Below are 19,086 nucleotides of genomic sequence, written 5' to 3'. Positions count from 1 at the left end.
AACTGGCGGGTTCTTTTTTGCGTTTAAATCACCATGTTCAGCAGCAGAACCCCGATCAGGCCGCATACCGAGATAATGGTTTCCAGCACAGACCAGGACTTGATGGTCTCGCCGATAGTCAGGTTGAAGTATTCCTTGAACAGCCAGAAGCCAGGATCGTTCACGTGGGAGAAAATCACGCTACCGGAACCGACTGCGATGACCATCAGCTCTGGGCTCACGCCGGTTGTCGCAATCAGTGGAGCCGCAATACCGCCAGCGGTAATCGCCGCCACGGTCGCAGAACCCAACGCGATACGCAGAACCGCAGCAATAGACCATGCCATCAGCAGCGGAGAAATATTGGTGGAATGCATCATGGAGGCGATGTATTTGTCCACGCCGCTGTCGACCAGAACCTGTTTGAACGCACCGCCACCGCCGATGATCAGCAGCATCATGGCAATGATTTTGATGGAAGAGGTCAGCGTTTCGTTGATCTGATCCATGTTGCGGCCACGATTCAGACCAAAGGTAAACAGGGCGATCAGCACCGCAATCAGCGTCGCCATGACCGGGTCACCCAGGAATTCCGCAACGGACAGGAACGGATGGCCTTTCGGCAGAATCATCTCCGCAACCGCACGCATCGCCATCAGGACGACCGGGACCAGCGAGGTCCAGACGCTGACGCCAAAGCTTGGCATCTCTTCTTCTGTGAAGGTTTTTGCGCTGTACAGGCCTTCAGGAATCGGCTTGTCGATGCCTTTCAGGCAGCGAGCAAACACCGGTCCTGCCAGAATAACCGTTGGAATCGCCAGAATGGTACCGAACAGCAGGGTTTTGCCCATATCTGCGTGGAAAATGGTCGCGATTGCGGTTGGACCCGGGTGCGGGGGCAGGAAGCCGTGGGTGACAGACAGCGCAGCCGCCATTGGCACGCCAACATACAGCAGCGGAATGTTAGCGGCGGCCGCGATGGTAAACACCAGCGGCAGCATCAGTACGAAGCCCACTTCGTAGAACAGTGCAAAACCAACCGTGAAGCCAGTTAATACCACGGCCCACTGGATGTGTTGTTTACCGAATTTGGCAATCAACGTGGTGGCGATACGCTGCGCGCCGCCACAGTCTGCCAGCATTTTGCCGAGCATGGCGCCGAAGCCCATAATCAGCGCCAGACTGCCGAGCGTTCCGCCCACACCGGCCTTGATTGAGCTAATAACTTTTACCAGCGGCATCCCTTGCATCAAACCGACTGCGAGTGCCACCAGAACCAGAGCGATGAACCCGTTCAGTTTGAAACGGATCATCAAGAGCAGTAATAAGACAACACCGATAGCGACGATAACTAATGGCATGATTGACCTGGCCTATGATTTGTTATGGGTAACGTCATTGTTTCAACGACACTTTCCGATTGCCCCAACTGGGAACAGAGTGTTTACGGCACTAATACTGATTGCCTGCGAAACCATTAAGTTTAGTCGGCTGTTATGAGGGTGCTTAGTGCTTGGGGGAATGATACGGGTAACATCTATCGATTGAGAATCACCCTGGGGGGCAAAATTTGAATTATGAGACGCAGGTCATGTTATCGCGGGAAGGGGAAATGCGGCCCGGCAGGAGGGACGTTGCCGGGCAGAGACAGACGGGAGCTTAGTAGTAGGAGTGCTCGCCGCGCTGGTGTTCAGTGAGGTCGCGAACGCCTTTCAGCTCCGGGAACTCGTTCAGCATCTGCTTCTCGATGCCTTCTTTGAGGGTCACGTCGACCATGGAACAGCCGTTACAGCCGCCACCAAACTGCAGGATCGCTAAGCCGTCATCGGTGATTTCCATCAGCGTCACACGACCACCGTGGCCTGCCAGCTGCGGGTTAATCTGCGATTGCAGCAGATATTCCACACGTTCCATCAGCGGCGCATCGTCAGACACTTTACGCATTTTGGCGTTAGGTGCTTTCAGCGTCAGCTGAGAACCGAGCTGGTCGGTAACAAAATCGATTTCCGCATCGTCAAGATACGGTGCGCTTAACTCATCGACATAGGCGGTGAGTTGTTCAAATTTAAGGGCAGTGTCAGATGCTTCCACAGCGTCCGGAGGACAATAAGAAACACCGCATTCTGCATTCGGAGTGCCTGGATTGATCACAAACACGCGGATCTGCGTCCCTTCTTCCTGATTTGCCAGCAGTTTGGCAAAGTGCGCTTGTGCAGAATCGGAAATACGGATCATAGCTTTGGCCTAATAGTTGACTAAAATACTTGGGTATTATTATACGCCCATCGGAAAAGGGCTACAAGGTACGACACAAACACCATACCTGAACCGACGCCGCGCCGCTTTGCAAAAGCAGTCGGGAAAGTTCGGACACGGTGCTGCCCGTCGTGACGACATCATCCACAATCGCGATATGGCGACCTTTCACCGACAATTCAAGGTGAAAGGCATTTTTAAGGTTTCTTTTACGCAGTCGGGCGTTGAGCTGGTGCTGGACAGCCGTTGCGCGCGTGCGTTTCAACGCGCCAGAGAAGTAAGCACAGCTTAGCCAATGTGCGAGCGGACGGCACAATAAATCGCTTTGATTATACCCGCGACGCCAGTGGCGGCGGCAGTGCAGCGGTACGTTGATAATAAGATCGACGTTTGGCAACGCCCGCACCCGCCTGGCGTGTAAAACCGCCAGCACTAACAGACGGGCAAGGGGTGAAGCCAGCTGGCTCTGACCCGTAAATTTCAGTTTGTGGATCAGGCCGCTCAGCGGCTGGACATAATCATCGACCGCCACCAGAGCACACCACGGCGGCGGATTTTGCAGGCATCTCCCACAAGGTAACGTTGGGCTCATCGCCGGTAAACCGCATTGCGGACAGCATCGACGACGGGTATTGAACGATCGCGTACAGACCGAACACACGCCCCACCGACTCATCATGAGCGGCATTCGGCATAGCCAGCACAAGCCAGGCACTGTTAGCATGAGCAACTTCCTTGTTAAAAAAGAGAACCATAACCGATGAAGAATCTTTGGTGGCAGACTGTCGGCACGGGAAATTGTCATCTTGTGCTGCTGCACGGATGGGGACTGAATGCCGAGGTGTGGCATTGCATTCAGGAGGAATTGGCCTCGCATTTCACGCTGCATCTGGTCGATCTGCCCGGCTTTGGGCGCAGCCGTGGTTTTGGTGCCATGACGCTTGATGAGATGGCGCAGCAGGTTTTGCAACACGCGCCGCCAAAAGCCGTTTGGCTCGGCTGGAGTCTCGGCGGGCTGGTGGCAAGCCAAATTGCATTACACTCCCCGGAGCGAGTTCAGGCATTGGTGACCGTCGCATCGTCACCGTGCTTTAGCGCGCGTGAGGGATGGCCGGGCATCAAGCCCGACGTTTTATCCGGTTTCCAGCATCAGCTAAGCGAAGATTTTCAGCGTACGGTGGAGCGTTTTCTGGCGTTGCAAACGCTGGGAACGGAAACCGCGCGGCAGGATACGCGGATGCTGAAAAGCACGGTGCTGGCATTGCCGATGCCCAACGTGGACGTACTCAACGGCGGTCTTGAAATCCTGAAAACGATCGATTTGCGTGAGGAACTGGCAACGCTTGATGTGCCGCATCTGCGGATCTATGGCTATCTTGATGGGCTGGTTCCACGCAAAGTGGTCCCGCTGCTGGATGCGCTGTGGCCGCAAAGTGAATCGCAGGTGATAGCGAAAGCCGCGCATGCGCCGTTTATTTCGCATCCCGATGAATTTTGCGCAGCGCTGGTTGCGTTAAGTCAACGTTTCAACTGATTTTTATTCTCATCCTGGCAAAAGTCACTCGCCGCAACAATACTTCAAATGTCGTTGCGGCGATTCAGCCGACGATAATCAAAACTACAATTTATGGGAGTGATCGCTATGAAGCTTGTTTCCGGTATTGTTGCCTCTCTGGTTATTGGGTCTTTGTCTTTCAGTGTATTCGCAGCGCAAGAGCTGGAGAAAGATAAAGTGGCTGGCATGAATTTGACGAAGATCGGTGATATCACGACGTCGGATACCACGGCTCCGATGGATGCGAAAAAAGAGCTGTCGAAAAAGGCTGATGAGCTGGGTGGCACTTACTATGTGATTACCAGCGCGAATAAGAACGAAAAATCTGTTCACGCCACAGCTGACGTTTATAAATAATGACTACACGCCGGAGGCGAAATGCCTCCGGCGTGTCTGTTTATCGTAATGCCCACCACTCCTTCAGACAGGCCTTTCCTTCCGGGCAACGCTTGCAACTCCCCGTGAGACAACCGTCGGCATCTTCTTGAATGCGTCGAGCTTTCCCCATCGCTTCCATTCTTTCGAGCATGGCCTCGATCAACGGTTGTGGCGTGTGCAAAGAGAGGCTGAGCTGTTTTGCCTCCATGCGTCCCTGCAGCGCCAGTAAATCTCTCACCTGAATCATAGATGCCATGTTGACCTCTTAGTGGCAGTCGCCAGCCGGGCTGTTACAACAATTTGCTGCCGTCTTGTTGGTGACCAGCAGGTTAACGTCGACGCGGCTTCGCGCCCGACGCAGCAGGCCAAGCAGAACAACGTTAAACAGCACTACCGCCAGAATGCACACCAGACTGTAGCGTGGGTGCTGGCTGAAATTGGTCGCCTGATAGAAAACGGTAGAGAGTGAATAGGCAATATTCAGCCCCCACAGAACCGAGAAGCCCATCCAACCGCGGCTGGATTCGCGCGCTATCGCACCCATCACGGAAATGCAGGGGATGTAGAGCAACACAAAAATCAGGTAGCTGTAAGCCGCTGACGCGCTGCCAAATTTCTCGCTCATCACGCCCATCGCGCCTGTTGCCATCTCGCCATCGCCTTTGCTGGCTTCGATAGGGTTAGCCAGGACGCTCAGGCTGAAGGTGCCTTTCAGACTCTGCCAGGTTTCATCGACCGCCCCGAACAGCTCATCGCCGAGATGGAATTCCGCTGGGTTGAACGCTTCTTCCTGAATATTTTCTGCCGTGTAGAGCGTGTTCAGCGTACCGACGACCACCTCTTTCGCCATCGCGCCGGTGAATAGCCCCACGGTCGCTTGCCAGTTGTCTTCGTGGACGCCAATCGGTTTGAACAGCGGAGTAATGACACGGCTGACGGAGGCCAGGGCAGAGTCGTTGATGTTATCTGCGGCTTTGCCATCGAGCGTAAAGCTGTTCAACGCACTCAGGAAAATGCTGACAATCACGATCACTTTACCTGCACGTAAAACAAAGCCTTTCAGACGCTGCCAGGTTTGGATCAGCAGGCTTTTCACGTGCGGAACGTGATAAACCGGCAGTTCCATCACAAAGGGTGACGCTTCGCCGCGCATGATGGTGTGTTTGAGCATCAGACCCGTGAGAATTGCCATCACGATGCCGAGTATATACAGCGAGAAGACCGCCAGCGCGCCTTGCTGGCCGAAGAAGGCCGCAGCAAATACGGCAAAAATGGCCAGGCGCGCACCGCAAGACATAAACGGTGCCATCATGATGGTCATCAAGCGCTCGCGAGGCGCATCCAGCGTACGCGCGCCCATCACCGACGGCACGTTACAGCCAAATCCAACAATCAGCGGAACGAAGGATTTACCCGGTAAACCGAGCGCTTGCATCAGACGATCCATGACGAATGCCGCGCGGGCCATATAACCTGAATCCTCAAGGAAAGAGAGGAACAGATACATCATGCCAATTTGCGGTACTAACGGCAGTACGGTGTTAACCCCGCCGCCAATCCCCTGAGCCAGGAAAATGGTCAACCATTCCGGGAAGTGCAGCGTGTAGCCAACCCATTGCAGCCCGTGAATAAAGATAGCCACCGACCCCACATCAAACAGCGGTTGTAACGCCCCACCAATGTTAATGGCCAGCAGGAACATCAAATACATCACCAGCAGGAATACCGGCAGGCCGAGAAAACGGTTCAGAATAATTCTATCGACAGCTGCGGTGAAACGGCTGTGTTCCGCCGTCAGCGTGTTACTGACCACTTCGCAAATGGCGGCAATACTTTGATAGCGCGCATCGGCGATATGCAGCGCCGGATCGTCGAGTTGTTCATTGAGTCGTGCGAGGGAAAGATCCAGCTTCTGCGCGGCATCGCCTGCATAGCGACGGCTATAAATATCGCCTTCCAGCATTTGCAGACCGAGCCAGCGGCGCTGTTTTTGCGGCATCGTCTGCGCCATTTCCTGCGCCAGATGATCGGCTTCTTGCAGCAGCGGTTTGGCGTAATGCACCAGCTCGAGATCGGTATTTTGCGAGTGACGATCGACGGCCAGCTTTAAGGCATCAATACCCCGTGCGCGGGTCGACACCAGAGGTACAACCGGGCAGCCAAGGCGAGCGGAAAGCGCGTCGATGTCGATGCGAATTTGCTGTTTTTCTGCCAGGTCGAGCATGTTTAGCGCAACGATGCACGGAATGCCCAACTCGAGCAATTGCAGCGTCAGGTAAAGGTTACGTTCGAGATTGGACGCATCGACGACGTTAATCAGTAAATCCGCATCACCACTCAAAATATAGTGGCAGGCAATTTGCTCATCGAGCGAGGTCTGCGACGAAATCGTGGTTAACGAATAGGTCCCGGGCAGATCAACGAGCGTGACGAGATTGTCGGTCGTTGAAAAATGACCTTCTTTACGTTCGACCGTTACGCCAGCCCAGTTTCCCACGCGCTGACGTGCGCCGGTTAACTGATTGAATAACGTTGTCTTGCCGGAATTAGGATTACCAATTAAGCCAATGGTTAATTTTTTCATTGTTGTAGACTCGGAATAACGACTGGCGATTTATCGGGTTAAGGCTTCGACTTCTAATAAGGCGAGGTCTTTTTTGCGCAGGACCAGATTAACGCGTCGGGTTTCGATATGAACTGGATCGCCCAACGGCGCAATGCGAACGACCTGGAAGGACGAGCCAGGCAACATGCCTAATGACAGCAGTTTCTGACGATACGCCGGGCTAATTTCGCGGGAAAAACCGGTAATTTTCCAGGCACTGTCTGGTGTGAATTGCATAGACACCACTTTCACCGAAGGTTAAATAATCAACAGATGCAATGATAATGAGAATGGTTTCTACCAGCAATATTTAAAATGTGACGTAATGTTGTTATGGCTATTAATTCGCGGACAGTTTGACCTTGCTCAATATTTAATGATTTTGCAAGTGAGAGGGAAATCACTTATTTGTTAACGAAGTGATAATTGTCGGTTTAAATACGGATATGCAATCGGTTCCACATTGCATAAATAACCCTCCGCCTTTTCAGGAGGAGGGTGAGATGCAGAATTAACGCTTTTTACCCATCGCCGCAGCGAGCGCGTCCATCATCGCGCTGTTGCCTGCGGGCTGGGCGTCGCGACCGCGCGGTTGCGCCGGTTTTGCCGCCGGGCGCGCCTGTTCGCGTGCACCACCGCCGTTGCCACGGCGTGCGTTGGTTTCGCCAGGCTGCTCATCCAGACGCATTGTCAGCGCGATACGCTTACGCGGCATATCCACGTCGAGCACTTTCACCTTCACGATGTCGCCCGCTTTCACTACGGTATGCGGATCCTGAACAAACTTATCCGCCAGGGAAGAAATATGGACCAGACCGTCCTGATGCACGCCGATATCGACAAATGCGCCAAAGTTGGTGACGTTAGTGACTGCGCCTTCCAGAATCATGCCAGGCAGCAGATCTTTCATCGTCTCCACACCTTCAGCAAATTTCGCCGTTTTAAACTCAGGACGCGGGTCGCGGCCAGGTTTTTCCAGCTCTTTGATGATGTCAGTAACGGTCGGGATACCGAATCGCTCATCGGTGAAATCGACGGCTTTCAGGTTGCGCAGTTCCGCGCTGTTGCCCATCAGATCTTTCAGCGCTTGCTGCGTGACGGCCAAAATGCGTTCCACCACCGGATACGTTTCCGGGTGAACCGTTGAGGCGTCCAGTGGGTTATCGCCGTGGTTGATACGCAGGAAACCCGCGCACTGTTCAAAGGCTTTTGGCCCGAGACGGCTGACGTTGAGTAACTGCTGACGGTTCCGGAACTGTCCGTTTTCATCACGCCAGGAGACGATATTTTGCGCCATCATGCGCGTCAACCCAGCCACGCGGGTGAGCAGCGCGACGGACGCGGTGTTCAGATCCACGCCAACGGCGTTCACGCAGTCTTCCACTACCGCATCCAGCTTACGCGCCAGCTGGGTCTGGCTGACGTCGTGCTGGTACTGACCCACACCAATAGATTTCGGATCGATCTTCACCAGCTCGGCCAGCGGATCCTGTAAACGACGGGCGATAGAGACGGCGCCGCGAAGGGAAACGTCCAGATCCGGGAATTCCAGCGCAGCCAGTTCGGACGCGGAATAGACCGATGCCCCCGCTTCGCTCACGATCACCTTCTGTGCGGTGACTTTCGGGAACTGTTCCTGTACGTCCAGGAAGAAGCGTTCGGTTTCACGCGATGCCGTGCCGTTACCAATCGCCACCAGCTCGACGTTATGTTTCTCGCACAGCGCCGCCACGGCCACGGCGGCTTTTGCTGCCTGACCGGTGTGCGGATAAATCGTGTCGGTGGCGACCAGCTTGCCGGTGGCGTCAACGACCGCTACTTTCACGCCGGTGCGCAGGCCGGGATCGAGACCCATCGTGGCGCGCAGACCCGCCGGAGCCGCCATCAGCAGGTCATGCAGGTTACGGGCAAAGACATTGATGGCTTCGTCTTCAGCGCGTTCGCGCACGGTGCCCATCAGTTCGGTTTCAAGGTGCATCAGCACTTTGATACGCCACGTCCAGCTCACCACGCCTTTACGCCAGCTATCAGCGGGCGCGTTATTCAGGCGCAGGCCAAGATGGTCGGTGATGATCTGCTCGCAATAGCTCTCTTTCGGCGGCTCATCAAACTGCGGATCGGCATTGAGAGAAAGCTGCAGGATGCCTTCGTTACGGCCACGGAACATTGCCAGCGCACGGTGCGATGGCGCGGTAGAAATCGGTTCGTGATGATCGAAGTAGTCGCGGAATTTCGCACCTTCCTCTTCTTTACTACTGACCACTTTCGCGACGATGTGCGCGTTTTTCCACAGATAATCACGCACTTTTGACAGCAAAGCGGCGTCTTCGGCGAAGCGCTCCATCAGAATATAACGGGCGCCATCGAGGGCGGCTTTGGTGTCCGCGACGCCTTTGTCAGCGTCGATGAATTTCGCGGCTTCCGTTTCAGGATCGTGCGACGGCGTGTTCCACAGCAGATCGGCCAGCGGCTCAAGACCCGCTTCAATCGCGATCTGCCCACGGGTGCGACGTTTCGGTTTATACGGCAGATAGAGGTCTTCAAGCTCGGTTTTGCTCATCGTACCGTTGATGGCACCCGCCAGCGCCTCTGTCAGCTTACCCTGTTCGCCAATGGACTTGAGAATGGCCTGACGACGGTCTTCCAGCTCACGCAGGTAGCCCAGACGGGTTTCCAGGTTACGTAACTGCGTGTCATCCAGACCACCGGTGATTTCCTTACGATAACGTGCGATAAACGGCACGGTGTTCCCTTCATCAAGCAGGCGAACGGCAGCTTCTACCTGTTCGGCTCTGGCCTGAATATCACCCGCAATAATGCGGCAGAGCGAATCTTTCATCATGGCTATTTCATCTTTAGGATCGAAATTTAGGGGGATAGTTATACGGACTGACACGGTAAAATGCCAGCCGTGGAGGGCGCTCTCGGACTATTTTACGTACTCAATTTCGTTCACGTACCAGCTCGCTTCGCCCGACGGCGTTTGAACTATCGCTAAATCACCAACTTCCTTTTTCAGCAGCGCGCGAGCCATCGGCGAGTCGATAGAGATGTAATCCTTACGACCAAAAATTTCATCGTAGCCGACAATGCGAAAACGCTTGGTATCGCCGTCGTCATTTTCGATTTCAACCCAGGCACCAAAGAAGACTTTTCCTTCCTGCTGAGGGGAATAATCCACGATCCGCAGGTACTCAAGGCATTTGGTGAGATAACGCACCCGGCGGTCGATTTCTCGCAGCCGTTTCTTATTATACTGGTAGTCAGCGTTCTCACTGCGATCGCCGAGGCTCGCCGCCCATGTCACCTTTTTGGTCACCTCCGGGCGTTCTTCACGCCAAAGGTAATCCATCTCTTTTTTCAGTTTTTCGTACCCTTCACGGGTGATCAGCGGCGTTTTCATGGTATGACCTATACGACTCGACTCGGTTGCAAACAATGCGCACATTACGTACCACATAGCTTAACAGACAGGACGCATGATGATTTATGTGATGAAATGTGCAGATAAGCTGCTGTTAAATATGCTTTGTAACAATTTCGACTAGAATTTATACCAGAATTAGCTGGTGGTAAACGCGCACTTTTTTAGAATACGTACTGGAATACTATCCGGACCTTTGGGAGTACACATATGCAAGAGAATTATAAGATTCTGGTCGTGGATGACGACATGCGCCTGCGTGCGCTGCTTGAACGTTATCTGACCGAGCAGGGCTTCCAGGTTCGTAGCGTGGCGAACGCCGAGCAAATGGATCGCCTGCTGACCCGTGAATCGTTCCATCTGATGGTGCTCGATCTGATGCTGCCAGGTGAAGATGGTCTGTCGATTTGCCGTCGTCTGCGCAGTCAAAGCAACCCGATGCCGATCATTATGGTGACGGCGAAAGGGGAAGAGGTTGACCGTATCGTGGGCCTCGAAATTGGCGCTGACGATTACATTCCAAAACCGTTCAACCCGCGTGAACTGCTGGCGCGTATTCGCGCGGTGCTGCGTCGTCAGGCTAACGAATTGCCAGGCGCGCCGTCTCAGGAAGAGGCCGTGATTGCGTTCGGTAAGTTCAAGCTGAATCTCGGTACGCGCGAAATGTTCCGCGAAGATGAGCCTATGCCGCTGACAAGCGGAGAATTCGCCGTCCTCAAAGCGCTGGTCAGCCACCCGCGTGAACCGCTTTCTCGTGACAAGCTGATGAACCTGGCGCGTGGTCGCGAATATTCCGCCATGGAACGCTCCATCGACGTGCAAATTTCTCGCCTGCGCCGCATGGTGGAAGAAGATCCAGCGCATCCTCGTTATATTCAGACCGTTTGGGGTCTGGGCTACGTCTTTGTGCCGGACGGTTCTAAAGCATGAGGCGAATGCGCTTCTCACCGCGAAGTTCGTTTGCCCGCACGCTGCTATTGATTGTCACCTTGCTGTTCGTCAGCCTGGTGACAACCTATCTGGTGGTGCTGAACTTTGCGATTCTGCCAAGCCTCCAGCAGTTTAATAAGGTCCTGGCCTACGAAGTGCGTATGCTGATGACCGATAAACTGCAGCTGGAGGACGGCACGCAGTTGGTCGTTCCACCTGCGTTTCGCCGTGAGATTTACCGCGAGCTGGGGATTTCGCTGTACTCTAACGAGGCAGCGGAAGACGCAGGTCTTCGCTGGGCGCAACATTACGAATTTTTAAGCCAGCAGATGGCGCAGCAGCTGGGCGGCCCAACGGAAGTGCGCGTTGAGGTCAACAAAAGCTCGCCGGTCGTCTGGCTGAAAACCTGGCTGTCGCCCAATATCTGGGTGCGTGTGCCGCTCACCGAAATTCATCAGGGCGATTTCTCACCGCTCTTCCGCTACACGCTGGCGATTATGCTGATGGCGATAGGCGGCGCGTGGCTGTTTATCCGAATACAAAACCGACCGCTTGTCGATCTCGAACATGCCGCGTTGCAGGTTGGTAAAGGTATTATTCCGCCACCGCTGCGCGAGTATGGCGCATCGGAAGTCCGTTCTGTGACGCGCGCGTTTAACCATATGGCGGCGGGTGTTAAACAGCTGGCGGATGACCGTACGTTATTAATGGCTGGCGTGAGTCACGATCTGCGCACGCCGTTAACGCGAATTCGTCTGGCGACTGAAATGATGGGCGAAGAAGACGGTTATCTCGCGGAGTCCATTAACAAGGACATCGAAGAGTGTAACGCCATCATCGAGCAGTTTATCGATTACCTGCGCACCGGCCAGGAAATGCCAATGGAAATGGCGGATCTCAACGGCGTGCTGGGTGAAGTGGTGGCAGCGGAAAGCGGCTATGAGCGTGAAATCGACACCGATCTGCAGCCTGGCGAAATTCAGGTGCGCATGCATCCGTTATCCATCAAACGCGCGGTGGCGAATATGGTGGTGAACGCAGCGCGTTACGGCAACGGCTGGATAAAAGTCAGCAGTGGTTCTGAGCTGAATCGCGCCTGGTTCCAGGTGGATGATGACGGCCCGGGGATTAAACCCGAGCAACGTAAGCATCTCTTCCAGCCGTTTGTGCGTGGTGACAGTGCGCGCAGCACCAGCGGGACCGGTTTAGGTCTGGCGATTGTGCAGCGTATTATCGATAACCATAACGGTTTGCTTGAGATTGGTACCAGCGAGCGGGGCGGTTTGAGTATTCGCGCCTGGTTGCCGGTGCCGGTATCGCGTATCCAAAGCAAGGATTGATACGTAACAAGAGAGAGGCAATATGCCTCTCTCTTGTTTTTGGTTAAATGACTTTTAACTGGTTGATGATAAAAGGATTAGACTGAAGCAGTAAAAGGATTTTTCTTGGCGCACCTGTTGGCTGGCGTCTCTTCGTTTCCCAGCTTTTTACCAGGTCATAACTGACCCCCACGGCCACGGCAAAATCTTGCTGACGCAATCCCGTCGCTTCCCGAATAGCCTTTACATCGATTTCACTGAATGTGTGCACGCATTCTGGCTTAGGTGTTTCTTCGCCTTTTTCGATACGTACCATCTCTTCTGCACTGGCCAGCAGATCGGCAAATAATTCATCTTTCATCTGTATCTCATCGCCCTTTGTCGACGCCGCACCCGGACTGTTTCCATGGTGGGAGTTACAGAACTTCAGCGTTATACCAGCATATCGGATAACTGCTTCAGAACTTTTTTCTGCTCGTCGGTAAGATCATCCTGTTCATTTTTTGGATAAATCAATGCCAGGTAAATTCGTCCTTTACGACTGACGTTATAATAAATGATTCTGACGCCGCCACGCTTTCCCATACCTGAACGGCTCCAGCGGATTTTTCTAAACCCTCCGGTCCCTGCAATGATTTCCCCGACCTCAGGATCGTCGATGAGCACCTCCTGAAAAGCTCTGAGCTCATCGTCAGGGAGCAGCAATTTCCGCCGTTTACTAAATCCTTGTAGTTCAATAAATGTGAACATGACGCTTCCTGCGCACATTGATGTTAAGTGAGATTGTAGGTGTACTAGGTACATATTGGAAGTGTCTGGTGAACAAAAAATAGCCTTTACCCAGAAAAGTAAAGGCTACTATTGTTCTGTGGGATTAAAGCTTCGGTCCTGCACTCACCAACGCCGCACCTGCTGGCGTATCGGTGTACTTCTCAAAGTTCTCAATAAACAGCTTCGCCAGCGCTTCGGCCTTCTCTTGCCACTGTTCAGGCGAACCATAGGTGTTGCGTGGGTCGAGGATATGCGTATCCACGCCAGGCAGCGCCGTCGGGATCGCCAGATCAAACATTGGCAGAGTGAACGTTTCCGCATCATCCAGTGAACCATCAATAATGGCGTCGATAATGGCGCGCGTATCCTTAATCGAAATACGTTTACCCGTCCCGTTCCAGCCGGTATTCACCAGATAAGCCTGCGCGCCCGCCGCCTGCATGCGTTTCACCAGCACTTCTGCGTACTGCGTCGGGTGCAGCGACAGGAACGCTGCGCCAAAGCAGGCAGAGAAGGTTGGTGTGGGCTCTGTGACGCCACGCTCGGTGCCCGCCAGTTTCGCGGTAAAACCGGACAGGAAATGATACTGCGTCTGGCTTGCCGTCAGGCGAGACACCGGCGGCAGAACGCCAAAGGCGTCGGCAGTCAGGAAAATCACCTTCGACGCGTGACCCGCTTTTGACACCGGCTTCACGATATTATCGATATGATAGATCGGATAAGAGACGCGGGTGTTTTCCGTTTTAGAGGCATCATCGAAATCGACCGTGCCATCAGCAAGCACGGTGACGTTTTCCAGCAGCGCATCACGACGGATGGCGTGGAAGATGTCCGGCTCGGCCTCGGCAGACAGGCGAATGGTTTTCGCGTAGCAGCCGCCTTCAAAGTTGAACACGCCGTCATCATCCCAACCGTGCTCGTCATCGCCAATCAGGCGACGTTTCGGATCGGTGGAAAGGGTGGTTTTGCCGGTGCCGGACAGGCCAAAGAACACCGCCACGTCCCCCTCTTCGCCGACGTTCGCCGAACAGTGCATGGAGGCAATACCCTGTAGCGGCAGCAGGTAGTTCATGACCGAGAACATCCCTTTCTTCATTTCGCCACCGTACCAGGTGCCGCCAATCAGCTGGATGCGCTCCGTCAGGTTGAACGCGATAAAGTTTTCTGAATTCAGACCCTGCTCTTTCCACTGTGGGTTCGTGCATTTCGCGCCGTTCATCACGATGAAATCAGGCTCGAAATCCTGTAATTCTTCATCGGTTGGGCGAATAAACATGTTCTTCACGAAATGTGCCTGCCAGGCAACTTCAGTGATAAAGCGAACGGAAAGGCGGGTGTCGGCATTCGCGCCACAGAAGGCGTCGATAATAAACAGGCGCTTGCCGGAGAGTTGATGAGTGACGAGACCTTTCAGGTGCTGCCAGGTTTCCTGGGAGAGCGGTTTGTTGTCGTTCTTCCCTTTTCCTTTATCTGCCCACCACAGCGTATCGCGGGTAGTGTCGTCACGGACGATATACTTATCTTTTGGCGAACGGCCGGTAAAAATACCCGTGTCCACGGCGATAGCACCAGTTTTCGTCAACACACCTCGCTCGTATCCTTCCAGTGCTGGATTGAGCTCTTCCTGATACAGCGTATCGTAATCGGGGTTGTAAACGAGTTCCTGGACGTCGTTAATACCATAAGCCTTGAGATCTTGCGGGGTTAAATCGTTAACACGCATATCACTGCTCCTTAGCCAATTTGTACTGCCTAAAATTGTAGGGTTTTTCTGAGGTTGTTGACCGCGACGGGGCTCATAGATTTACGTATTGAGAGAAAACCCTTACTAACGGAAAACGCTGTGACTCCTGTCACGAAGCAGGGCGGATTATCGCAGGAATCGAATTTTAGTTGTGGAAAATGTTCCTAAAAGGTTAAACGCTGGTGTATTTAACCAGAGTAATGTGAATGTAATCGCATACATGTAAGAAAGTTACGTAAGAGTTACATGCTGATAATCGATTCACGTCTCTGTCAACAAGGCTGGAAACGAAGGGTGTCGTGAGCCGTTCGCGAGATTATGATGAAAGCGTAAAGTGCGATAACAATCAGGGACTGTGAAATGGAAAATAGTGAAGGCTTATCTCCTGCAACGCGGGCAGGCATCGTTCTTGTCGGGGCGATACAGGGCTTTATCTGTTATTTAGTGACGTGGTACATCGCTTACGCCGATCTTCCCGCCGACAGTTTTTGGCTGGTGTGCGTTGTGCCAGCCACCGTGGTGCTATCGACTACGCTCGCACTGTCGGTCACCTCTTTCAAACAGCGTACGTTATGGCTGGCACTTACCGTGATTGTACTGGCGGTTGCTGGCATGGGCGCATGGCTCAAATGGACTCTTTACGGCCTTGAGCGGTGGGATATCAGAGATGCACTGATTTTCTTTAGCTTTAACCTTCTGCTGATGAGTTTTCTGATGCTGCCATGGTTGCAGCGAAAGCTTCACCCGGCTTCCGGGAATGATTTCTACACCGATTTTCATAACAGAAGCTGGCATAACGCTTTGACGCTGGCGCTCATTTTCCTCTCTAACGGACTGTTCTGGCTGGTGCTGTTTTTGTGGGCGGAGTTGTTCAAGCTCGTCGGGATCCGCTTCTTTGAAATGCTCTTTTTTGATACCGACTGGTTTATCGCGATTGCGATTGGCACTGTTTCGGCCTGCGCGGCCATTCTCGCTCGAATGCAGCTGCGGTTAATTCAGGCGCTGCAAAATCTCTTAACCCTGATTGCCACCGGCCTGCTGCCGCTGGTGGCACTTCTCTCGCTGCTCTTTATCGCCGTGCTGCCGTTTGTGGGCTTTGAAGCGATTTCTGCACGAACATCGGCGGCGGGGCTGCTGCTGAGCCTGAGCATGTTGCTGCTGATACTGGCAACGGTCGTCTGGAGTCCGCAGCGCGTTCTGCTTCCTTATCCGTTCCCACTGCGCTGGCTTATTCGGGTGGCGTTACTGGTCGCGCCGGTCTATCCCCTGCTGACGACGTGGGCCTTGTGGCTGCGTATTGGGCAATACGGCTGGACGCCTGAGCGGTTATACGCGGTGCTGACCACTCTCGTGGCGCTGGTTTGGGCGGTCGGTTTTTGCATCAGCGTGATCAATCCGCGGCGCAATCCGCTGTCGGTACAGCGTTACGTCACCCCGACCGTTGCACTCCTCGCACTGGCGTGTCTGATCCTGATTCACACACCGATTCTCGATCCGTGGCGCATCAGCGTGGCGAGTCATATGGCGCGTTATCATGACGGCAGGATCACCGCCGATCAGGTGAGTCTTCACATGTTAAGTCAAACCGGGCGCAAGGGCCGCGAAGCGCTGGTTGCGCTGCAAAACGATCCGCAGTTCACGGCAGATGCGAAACGTCAGCGGGATGTGAATCAGCTGCTGGCAGGACAAAAAGGGAAAGCGGATGGATTGACCGCGGCGATACTGGCGAATGTTATACAACGCGCGCCTGGAACGCCGCCTCTGGACAACGGGCTATGGCAAGAGATGATGAAATACAAATATCGTTTCGAGACCTGCACGACTGAAAATGGCGCTTGTCTGCTAGTATCACAGGATCTGAACGGTGACGGTCAACCGGAAGCGGTTGTGTATCAGTTCGTTGATCGGGCGATTCTGGTGTTTACCGGGCACGGTAAAAACTGGGCTCTTGCGGGAGAGTCCTGGAAAATGCCGGAAGCGTTATCGCGGGCTGAATTTGATCGTGCTCTTGAGCAAGGCAAGGTGGGTACGGCGGTTAAGCCTTGGGCGGATATCACTATTTTCGGGGAACGCGTAAAGGTGGACTACGATTATTAGCAAAAAGAACGGCTCCCTTGGGAGCCGTTCTGACAAAAATTAATGGACCTGCGGATCGGCCGGAGAAGCGTTATTGCGGATCTCGGCGATGTCCATGGCGTTGAAGACGTAGTGAGAACCACAGTAATCGCAGTTCATGTCGATTTCACCGTCTTCGGCCATGATGCTGTCGATCTCTTCGTCCGGCAGCGTTCTCAGCGCACCCGCACAGCGTTCACGAGAACAGGTGCATTTGAACTCAACATCCTGCGGATCGTAAAGCGTCACTTCTTCTTCGTGGTACAGACGCCACAGCACTTCGTTGGCAGGCAGAGTGAAGAGCTCTTCGGTTTTGATGGTTTCGGTCAGCGTCGCCAGATGCTCAAAATCATTGCCCTGGGCATTTTGCGCAGGCAGAACCTGCAGCAGCATGCCGCCCGCCGCCAGTTGACCTTCAACCTCGCCGGTGCGAATAAACAGGCGTGTCGGCAACTGCTCAGAACGCAGGAAGTAATCTTCCAGACACTCTGCCAGCGTATCGCCTTCAAGGCCTACCACGCCCTGATAGCGCTCGCCTTCGTCTGGTGTGATGGTAATCACGAGGAAACCGTTGCCCACCAGCGTTTTCAGGTCAGCGCCTTCTGGCACGTCGCCCTGCACGCGAGCCACACCGCGCATCTGCTGCTGATTATTACCGTTGATAACCGCCATGTTCATCGGGCCGTCACCCTGCAACTGCACGGTGATATCGCCAGCAAATTTCAGCGTTGCGGTTAGCAGGCTTGTCGCCACCAGCAGTTCGCCCAGCACTTTTTTAACAGGCTGCGGATAATTGTGGTTCTCCAGAATCTGTTTCCAGGTTTCGGAGACGGTTACCAGCTCACCGCGAACGGCAAATTGCTCAAACAGATAGCGGTGTAATTGGTCGTGTTGGGCCATAATTTTCTCTCATCAAACGACGATTATTCAATTTCGCCGTGCTTAAATTTCATCAGATCGCGACGTTCTTTTTTGTCCGGTCGTCTGTCCGGGTGCGGCATGGTTAGCGCATTCATCTTGCGCGCCAGCGCCACTTTCTCGCGCTTCTCGACGCTTTCTGTCGTTTCTTCATACATTGCGGTCGCTTCGGTCGCCGGACGACGCTGTTCGGTAATGGATTTTATCACGACCGTTTTTTCATCGTTTCCCTGACGTAACGTCAGAGTGGCGTTCAGTTCAACAAGCTTACTCGGCTTGCTGCGCTGCCCGTTGTAATGCACTTTGCCACCGTCAACCATTTCACGGGCGAGGGCGCGCGTTTTATAAAAACGGGCCGCCCATAGCCATTTGTCGAGCCTTACCCCATCAGAGGGTTTTTCTTTCATGGCTTCTCCTTCACGCTGAGTGAGGGGATCATTCGACGGTAATCGTTCAACGCCGGATGCCGCTGATAGCTTTTTTCAGCCTGTCCAGAATCGGGATTGGTCACGCCCAGGCAATACCGAACCCCAAATTTTGCTGCGGCATCCAGGATCGGTTCACTGTCATCAATGAACAAGGTTCTGTCTGGCTGCAAACCGGTTTTCTCCGCGACGGCCTGCCATAACCGCTGATCCTCTTTCGGATACCCAAATGTGTGGGTGGAAAGTAATAAATCAAGGTGTGACGCTAATCCAGTATGTTCCAGCTTCACGGCCAGATTATGCGGATGCGCGTTGGTCAGCAAAATACGTCGTTTGCCGCTCGCCTTCAGGGCATCCAAAAACGGCACCGTATCTTCACGCAAAACTGCGTGCGGCCCTTGAGCGGTGGTCATGGCACAAATATCCAGACCGAGGCGGTCGCTCCAGTAATCCAGGCAGTACCAGTTTAGCGTATGTTGCACGGCGTGATACTGCTGACGAATGTAATCCTGCGCTTCTGACGGAGTGATACCCTGCTGCGCACCGTAGGTTTCGGGCACCAGCTTTTGCCAGAAATGGGTGTCAAATGCGAGATCGAGCAGCGTGCCGTCCATATCCAGCAGAACGGTATCAACGTCCTGCCAGGCGATATCAAGATGCATGAGGG

19 protein-coding genes are annotated in these 19,086 nt (G+C 53.7%); 5 read left to right on the top strand and 14 right to left on the bottom strand.

Translation table 11 applies throughout. The features are described 5' to 3' along the window. Positions 1 to 23 precede the first annotated feature (23 nt). The 3 genes from gntT to gntX form a co-directional block, all read right to left on the bottom strand. A complete protein-coding gene (gene gntT / locus I6L74_RS06840; protein WP_015960788.1) occupies positions 24 to 1,340 on the bottom strand; it encodes a gluconate transporter in 1,317 nt (438 codons plus the stop codon). Positions 1,341 to 1,638: 298 nt separating this feature from the next. Next, positions 1,639 to 2,214: a Fe-S biogenesis protein NfuA gene (gene nfuA, locus I6L74_RS06835; protein ID WP_059180299.1), complete on the bottom strand. Its 576-nt coding sequence runs from the start codon at positions 2,212 to 2,214 to the stop codon at positions 1,639 to 1,641. Positions 2,215 to 2,275: 61 nt separating this feature from the next. Further along, entirely contained in the window at positions 2,276 to 2,959 is a 684-nt protein-coding gene (gene gntX, locus I6L74_RS06830) for a DNA utilization protein GntX (RefSeq protein WP_059180298.1), read from the bottom strand. A gap of 36 nt (positions 2,960 to 2,995) precedes the next feature. Here gntX and bioH point away from each other — a divergent pair, with 36 nt between their 5' ends. Both bioH and I6L74_RS06820 read left to right on the top strand, forming a co-directional pair. Further along, positions 2,996 to 3,769, top strand: a complete 774-nt coding sequence (bioH, locus tag I6L74_RS06825) for a pimeloyl-ACP methyl ester esterase BioH (protein WP_059180297.1) — start codon at positions 2,996 to 2,998, stop codon at positions 3,767 to 3,769. A gap of 108 nt (positions 3,770 to 3,877) precedes the next feature. Continuing rightward, positions 3,878 to 4,147 carry a YdgH/BhsA/McbA-like domain containing protein gene (locus I6L74_RS06820; protein WP_015960784.1) on the top strand — a complete coding sequence of 90 codons (270 nt, stop codon included), beginning with the start codon at positions 3,878 to 3,880 and terminating at the stop codon, positions 4,145 to 4,147. A 40-nt stretch (positions 4,148 to 4,187) separates the two neighbouring features. Here the strand turns inward: I6L74_RS06820 and feoC are convergent, their stop codons facing one another. From feoC to greB, 5 genes are all read right to left on the bottom strand, one after another. Beyond that, on the bottom strand, positions 4,188 to 4,424 hold the full coding sequence (gene feoC, locus I6L74_RS06815; RefSeq protein WP_059180296.1) for a [Fe-S]-dependent transcriptional repressor FeoC: 237 nt from the start codon (positions 4,422 to 4,424) through the stop codon (positions 4,188 to 4,190). Between the two features lie 9 nt (positions 4,425 to 4,433). Beyond that, positions 4,434 to 6,752 carry a Fe(2+) transporter permease subunit FeoB gene (feoB, locus tag I6L74_RS06810; protein ID WP_059180295.1) on the bottom strand — a complete coding sequence of 773 codons (2,319 nt, stop codon included), beginning with the start codon at positions 6,750 to 6,752 and terminating at the stop codon, positions 4,434 to 4,436. A 30-nt stretch (positions 6,753 to 6,782) separates the two neighbouring features. Continuing rightward, positions 6,783 to 7,010, bottom strand: coding sequence for a ferrous iron transporter A (gene feoA, locus I6L74_RS06805; RefSeq protein WP_015960781.1), 228 nt, complete (start codon positions 7,008 to 7,010; stop codon positions 6,783 to 6,785). 274 nt (positions 7,011 to 7,284) lie between these two features. Further along, positions 7,285 to 9,615 carry a Tex family protein gene (locus tag I6L74_RS06800; RefSeq protein WP_059180294.1) on the bottom strand — a complete coding sequence of 777 codons (2,331 nt, stop codon included), beginning with the start codon at positions 9,613 to 9,615 and terminating at the stop codon, positions 7,285 to 7,287. 87 nt (positions 9,616 to 9,702) lie between these two features. After that, positions 9,703 to 10,176, bottom strand: a complete 474-nt coding sequence (greB, locus tag I6L74_RS06795; RefSeq protein ID WP_015960779.1) for a transcription elongation factor GreB — start codon at positions 10,174 to 10,176, stop codon at positions 9,703 to 9,705. 231 nt (positions 10,177 to 10,407) lie between these two features. Here greB and ompR point away from each other — a divergent pair, with 231 nt between their 5' ends. Both ompR and envZ read left to right on the top strand, forming a co-directional pair. Continuing rightward, on the top strand, positions 10,408 to 11,127 hold the full coding sequence (gene ompR, locus I6L74_RS06790) for an osmolarity response regulator transcription factor OmpR (RefSeq protein WP_001157751.1): 720 nt from the start codon (positions 10,408 to 10,410) through the stop codon (positions 11,125 to 11,127). Beyond that, complete coding sequence (envZ, locus tag I6L74_RS06785; RefSeq protein WP_059180293.1) at positions 11,124 to 12,467, top strand: two-component system sensor histidine kinase EnvZ; 1,344 nt, start codon at positions 11,124 to 11,126, stop codon at positions 12,465 to 12,467. Before ompR ends, envZ begins: the two co-directional genes overlap by 4 nt. A 43-nt stretch (positions 12,468 to 12,510) precedes the next feature. Here the strand turns inward: envZ and nadS are convergent, their stop codons facing one another. From nadS to pckA, 3 genes are all read right to left on the bottom strand, one after another. Then, a complete protein-coding gene (gene nadS, locus I6L74_RS06780) occupies positions 12,511 to 12,807 on the bottom strand; it encodes a NadS family protein (protein WP_059180292.1) in 297 nt (98 codons plus the stop codon). A 71-nt stretch (positions 12,808 to 12,878) separates the two neighbouring features. Continuing rightward, on the bottom strand, positions 12,879 to 13,196 hold the full coding sequence (locus I6L74_RS06775; RefSeq protein ID WP_059180291.1) for a type II toxin-antitoxin system RelE/ParE family toxin: 318 nt from the start codon (positions 13,194 to 13,196) through the stop codon (positions 12,879 to 12,881). A gap of 124 nt (positions 13,197 to 13,320) precedes the next feature. Continuing rightward, entirely contained in the window at positions 13,321 to 14,940 is a 1,620-nt protein-coding gene (gene pckA, locus I6L74_RS06770) for a phosphoenolpyruvate carboxykinase (ATP) (RefSeq protein ID WP_059180290.1), read from the bottom strand. Between the two features lie 381 nt (positions 14,941 to 15,321). Between pckA and I6L74_RS06765 the strand changes: the two genes are divergently transcribed. Beyond that, on the top strand, positions 15,322 to 17,058 hold the full coding sequence (locus I6L74_RS06765; protein ID WP_059180289.1) for a DUF4153 domain-containing protein: 1,737 nt from the start codon (positions 15,322 to 15,324) through the stop codon (positions 17,056 to 17,058). A gap of 39 nt (positions 17,059 to 17,097) precedes the next feature. On the opposite strand, the gene hslO is transcribed toward I6L74_RS06765, so the two are convergent. Genes hslO through yrfG form a run of 3 tightly spaced genes read right to left on the bottom strand, consistent with a single transcriptional unit; the run spans position 17,098 to position 19,081 of the window. After that, positions 17,098 to 17,976, bottom strand: a complete 879-nt coding sequence (gene hslO, locus I6L74_RS06760; protein ID WP_059180288.1) for an Hsp33 family molecular chaperone HslO — start codon at positions 17,974 to 17,976, stop codon at positions 17,098 to 17,100. A 23-nt stretch (positions 17,977 to 17,999) separates the two neighbouring features. Continuing rightward, entirely contained in the window at positions 18,000 to 18,401 is a 402-nt protein-coding gene (gene hslR / locus I6L74_RS06755; RefSeq protein ID WP_015960774.1) for a ribosome-associated heat shock protein Hsp15, read from the bottom strand. Then, on the bottom strand, positions 18,398 to 19,081 hold the full coding sequence (yrfG, locus tag I6L74_RS06750) for a GMP/IMP nucleotidase (RefSeq protein WP_059180287.1): 684 nt from the start codon (positions 19,079 to 19,081) through the stop codon (positions 18,398 to 18,400). Before yrfG ends, hslR begins: the two co-directional genes overlap by 4 nt. Positions 19,082 to 19,086: the final 5 nt, after the last annotated feature.

The sequence above is a fragment of the Lelliottia amnigena genome (assembly GCF_019047465.1).
Classification (GTDB): Bacteria; Pseudomonadota; Gammaproteobacteria; order Enterobacterales; family Enterobacteriaceae; genus Enterobacter; species Enterobacter amnigenus.
The sequence above is the reverse complement of the archived record's forward strand: the minus strand, read 5'-3'. Positions and strand labels throughout refer to the sequence as shown.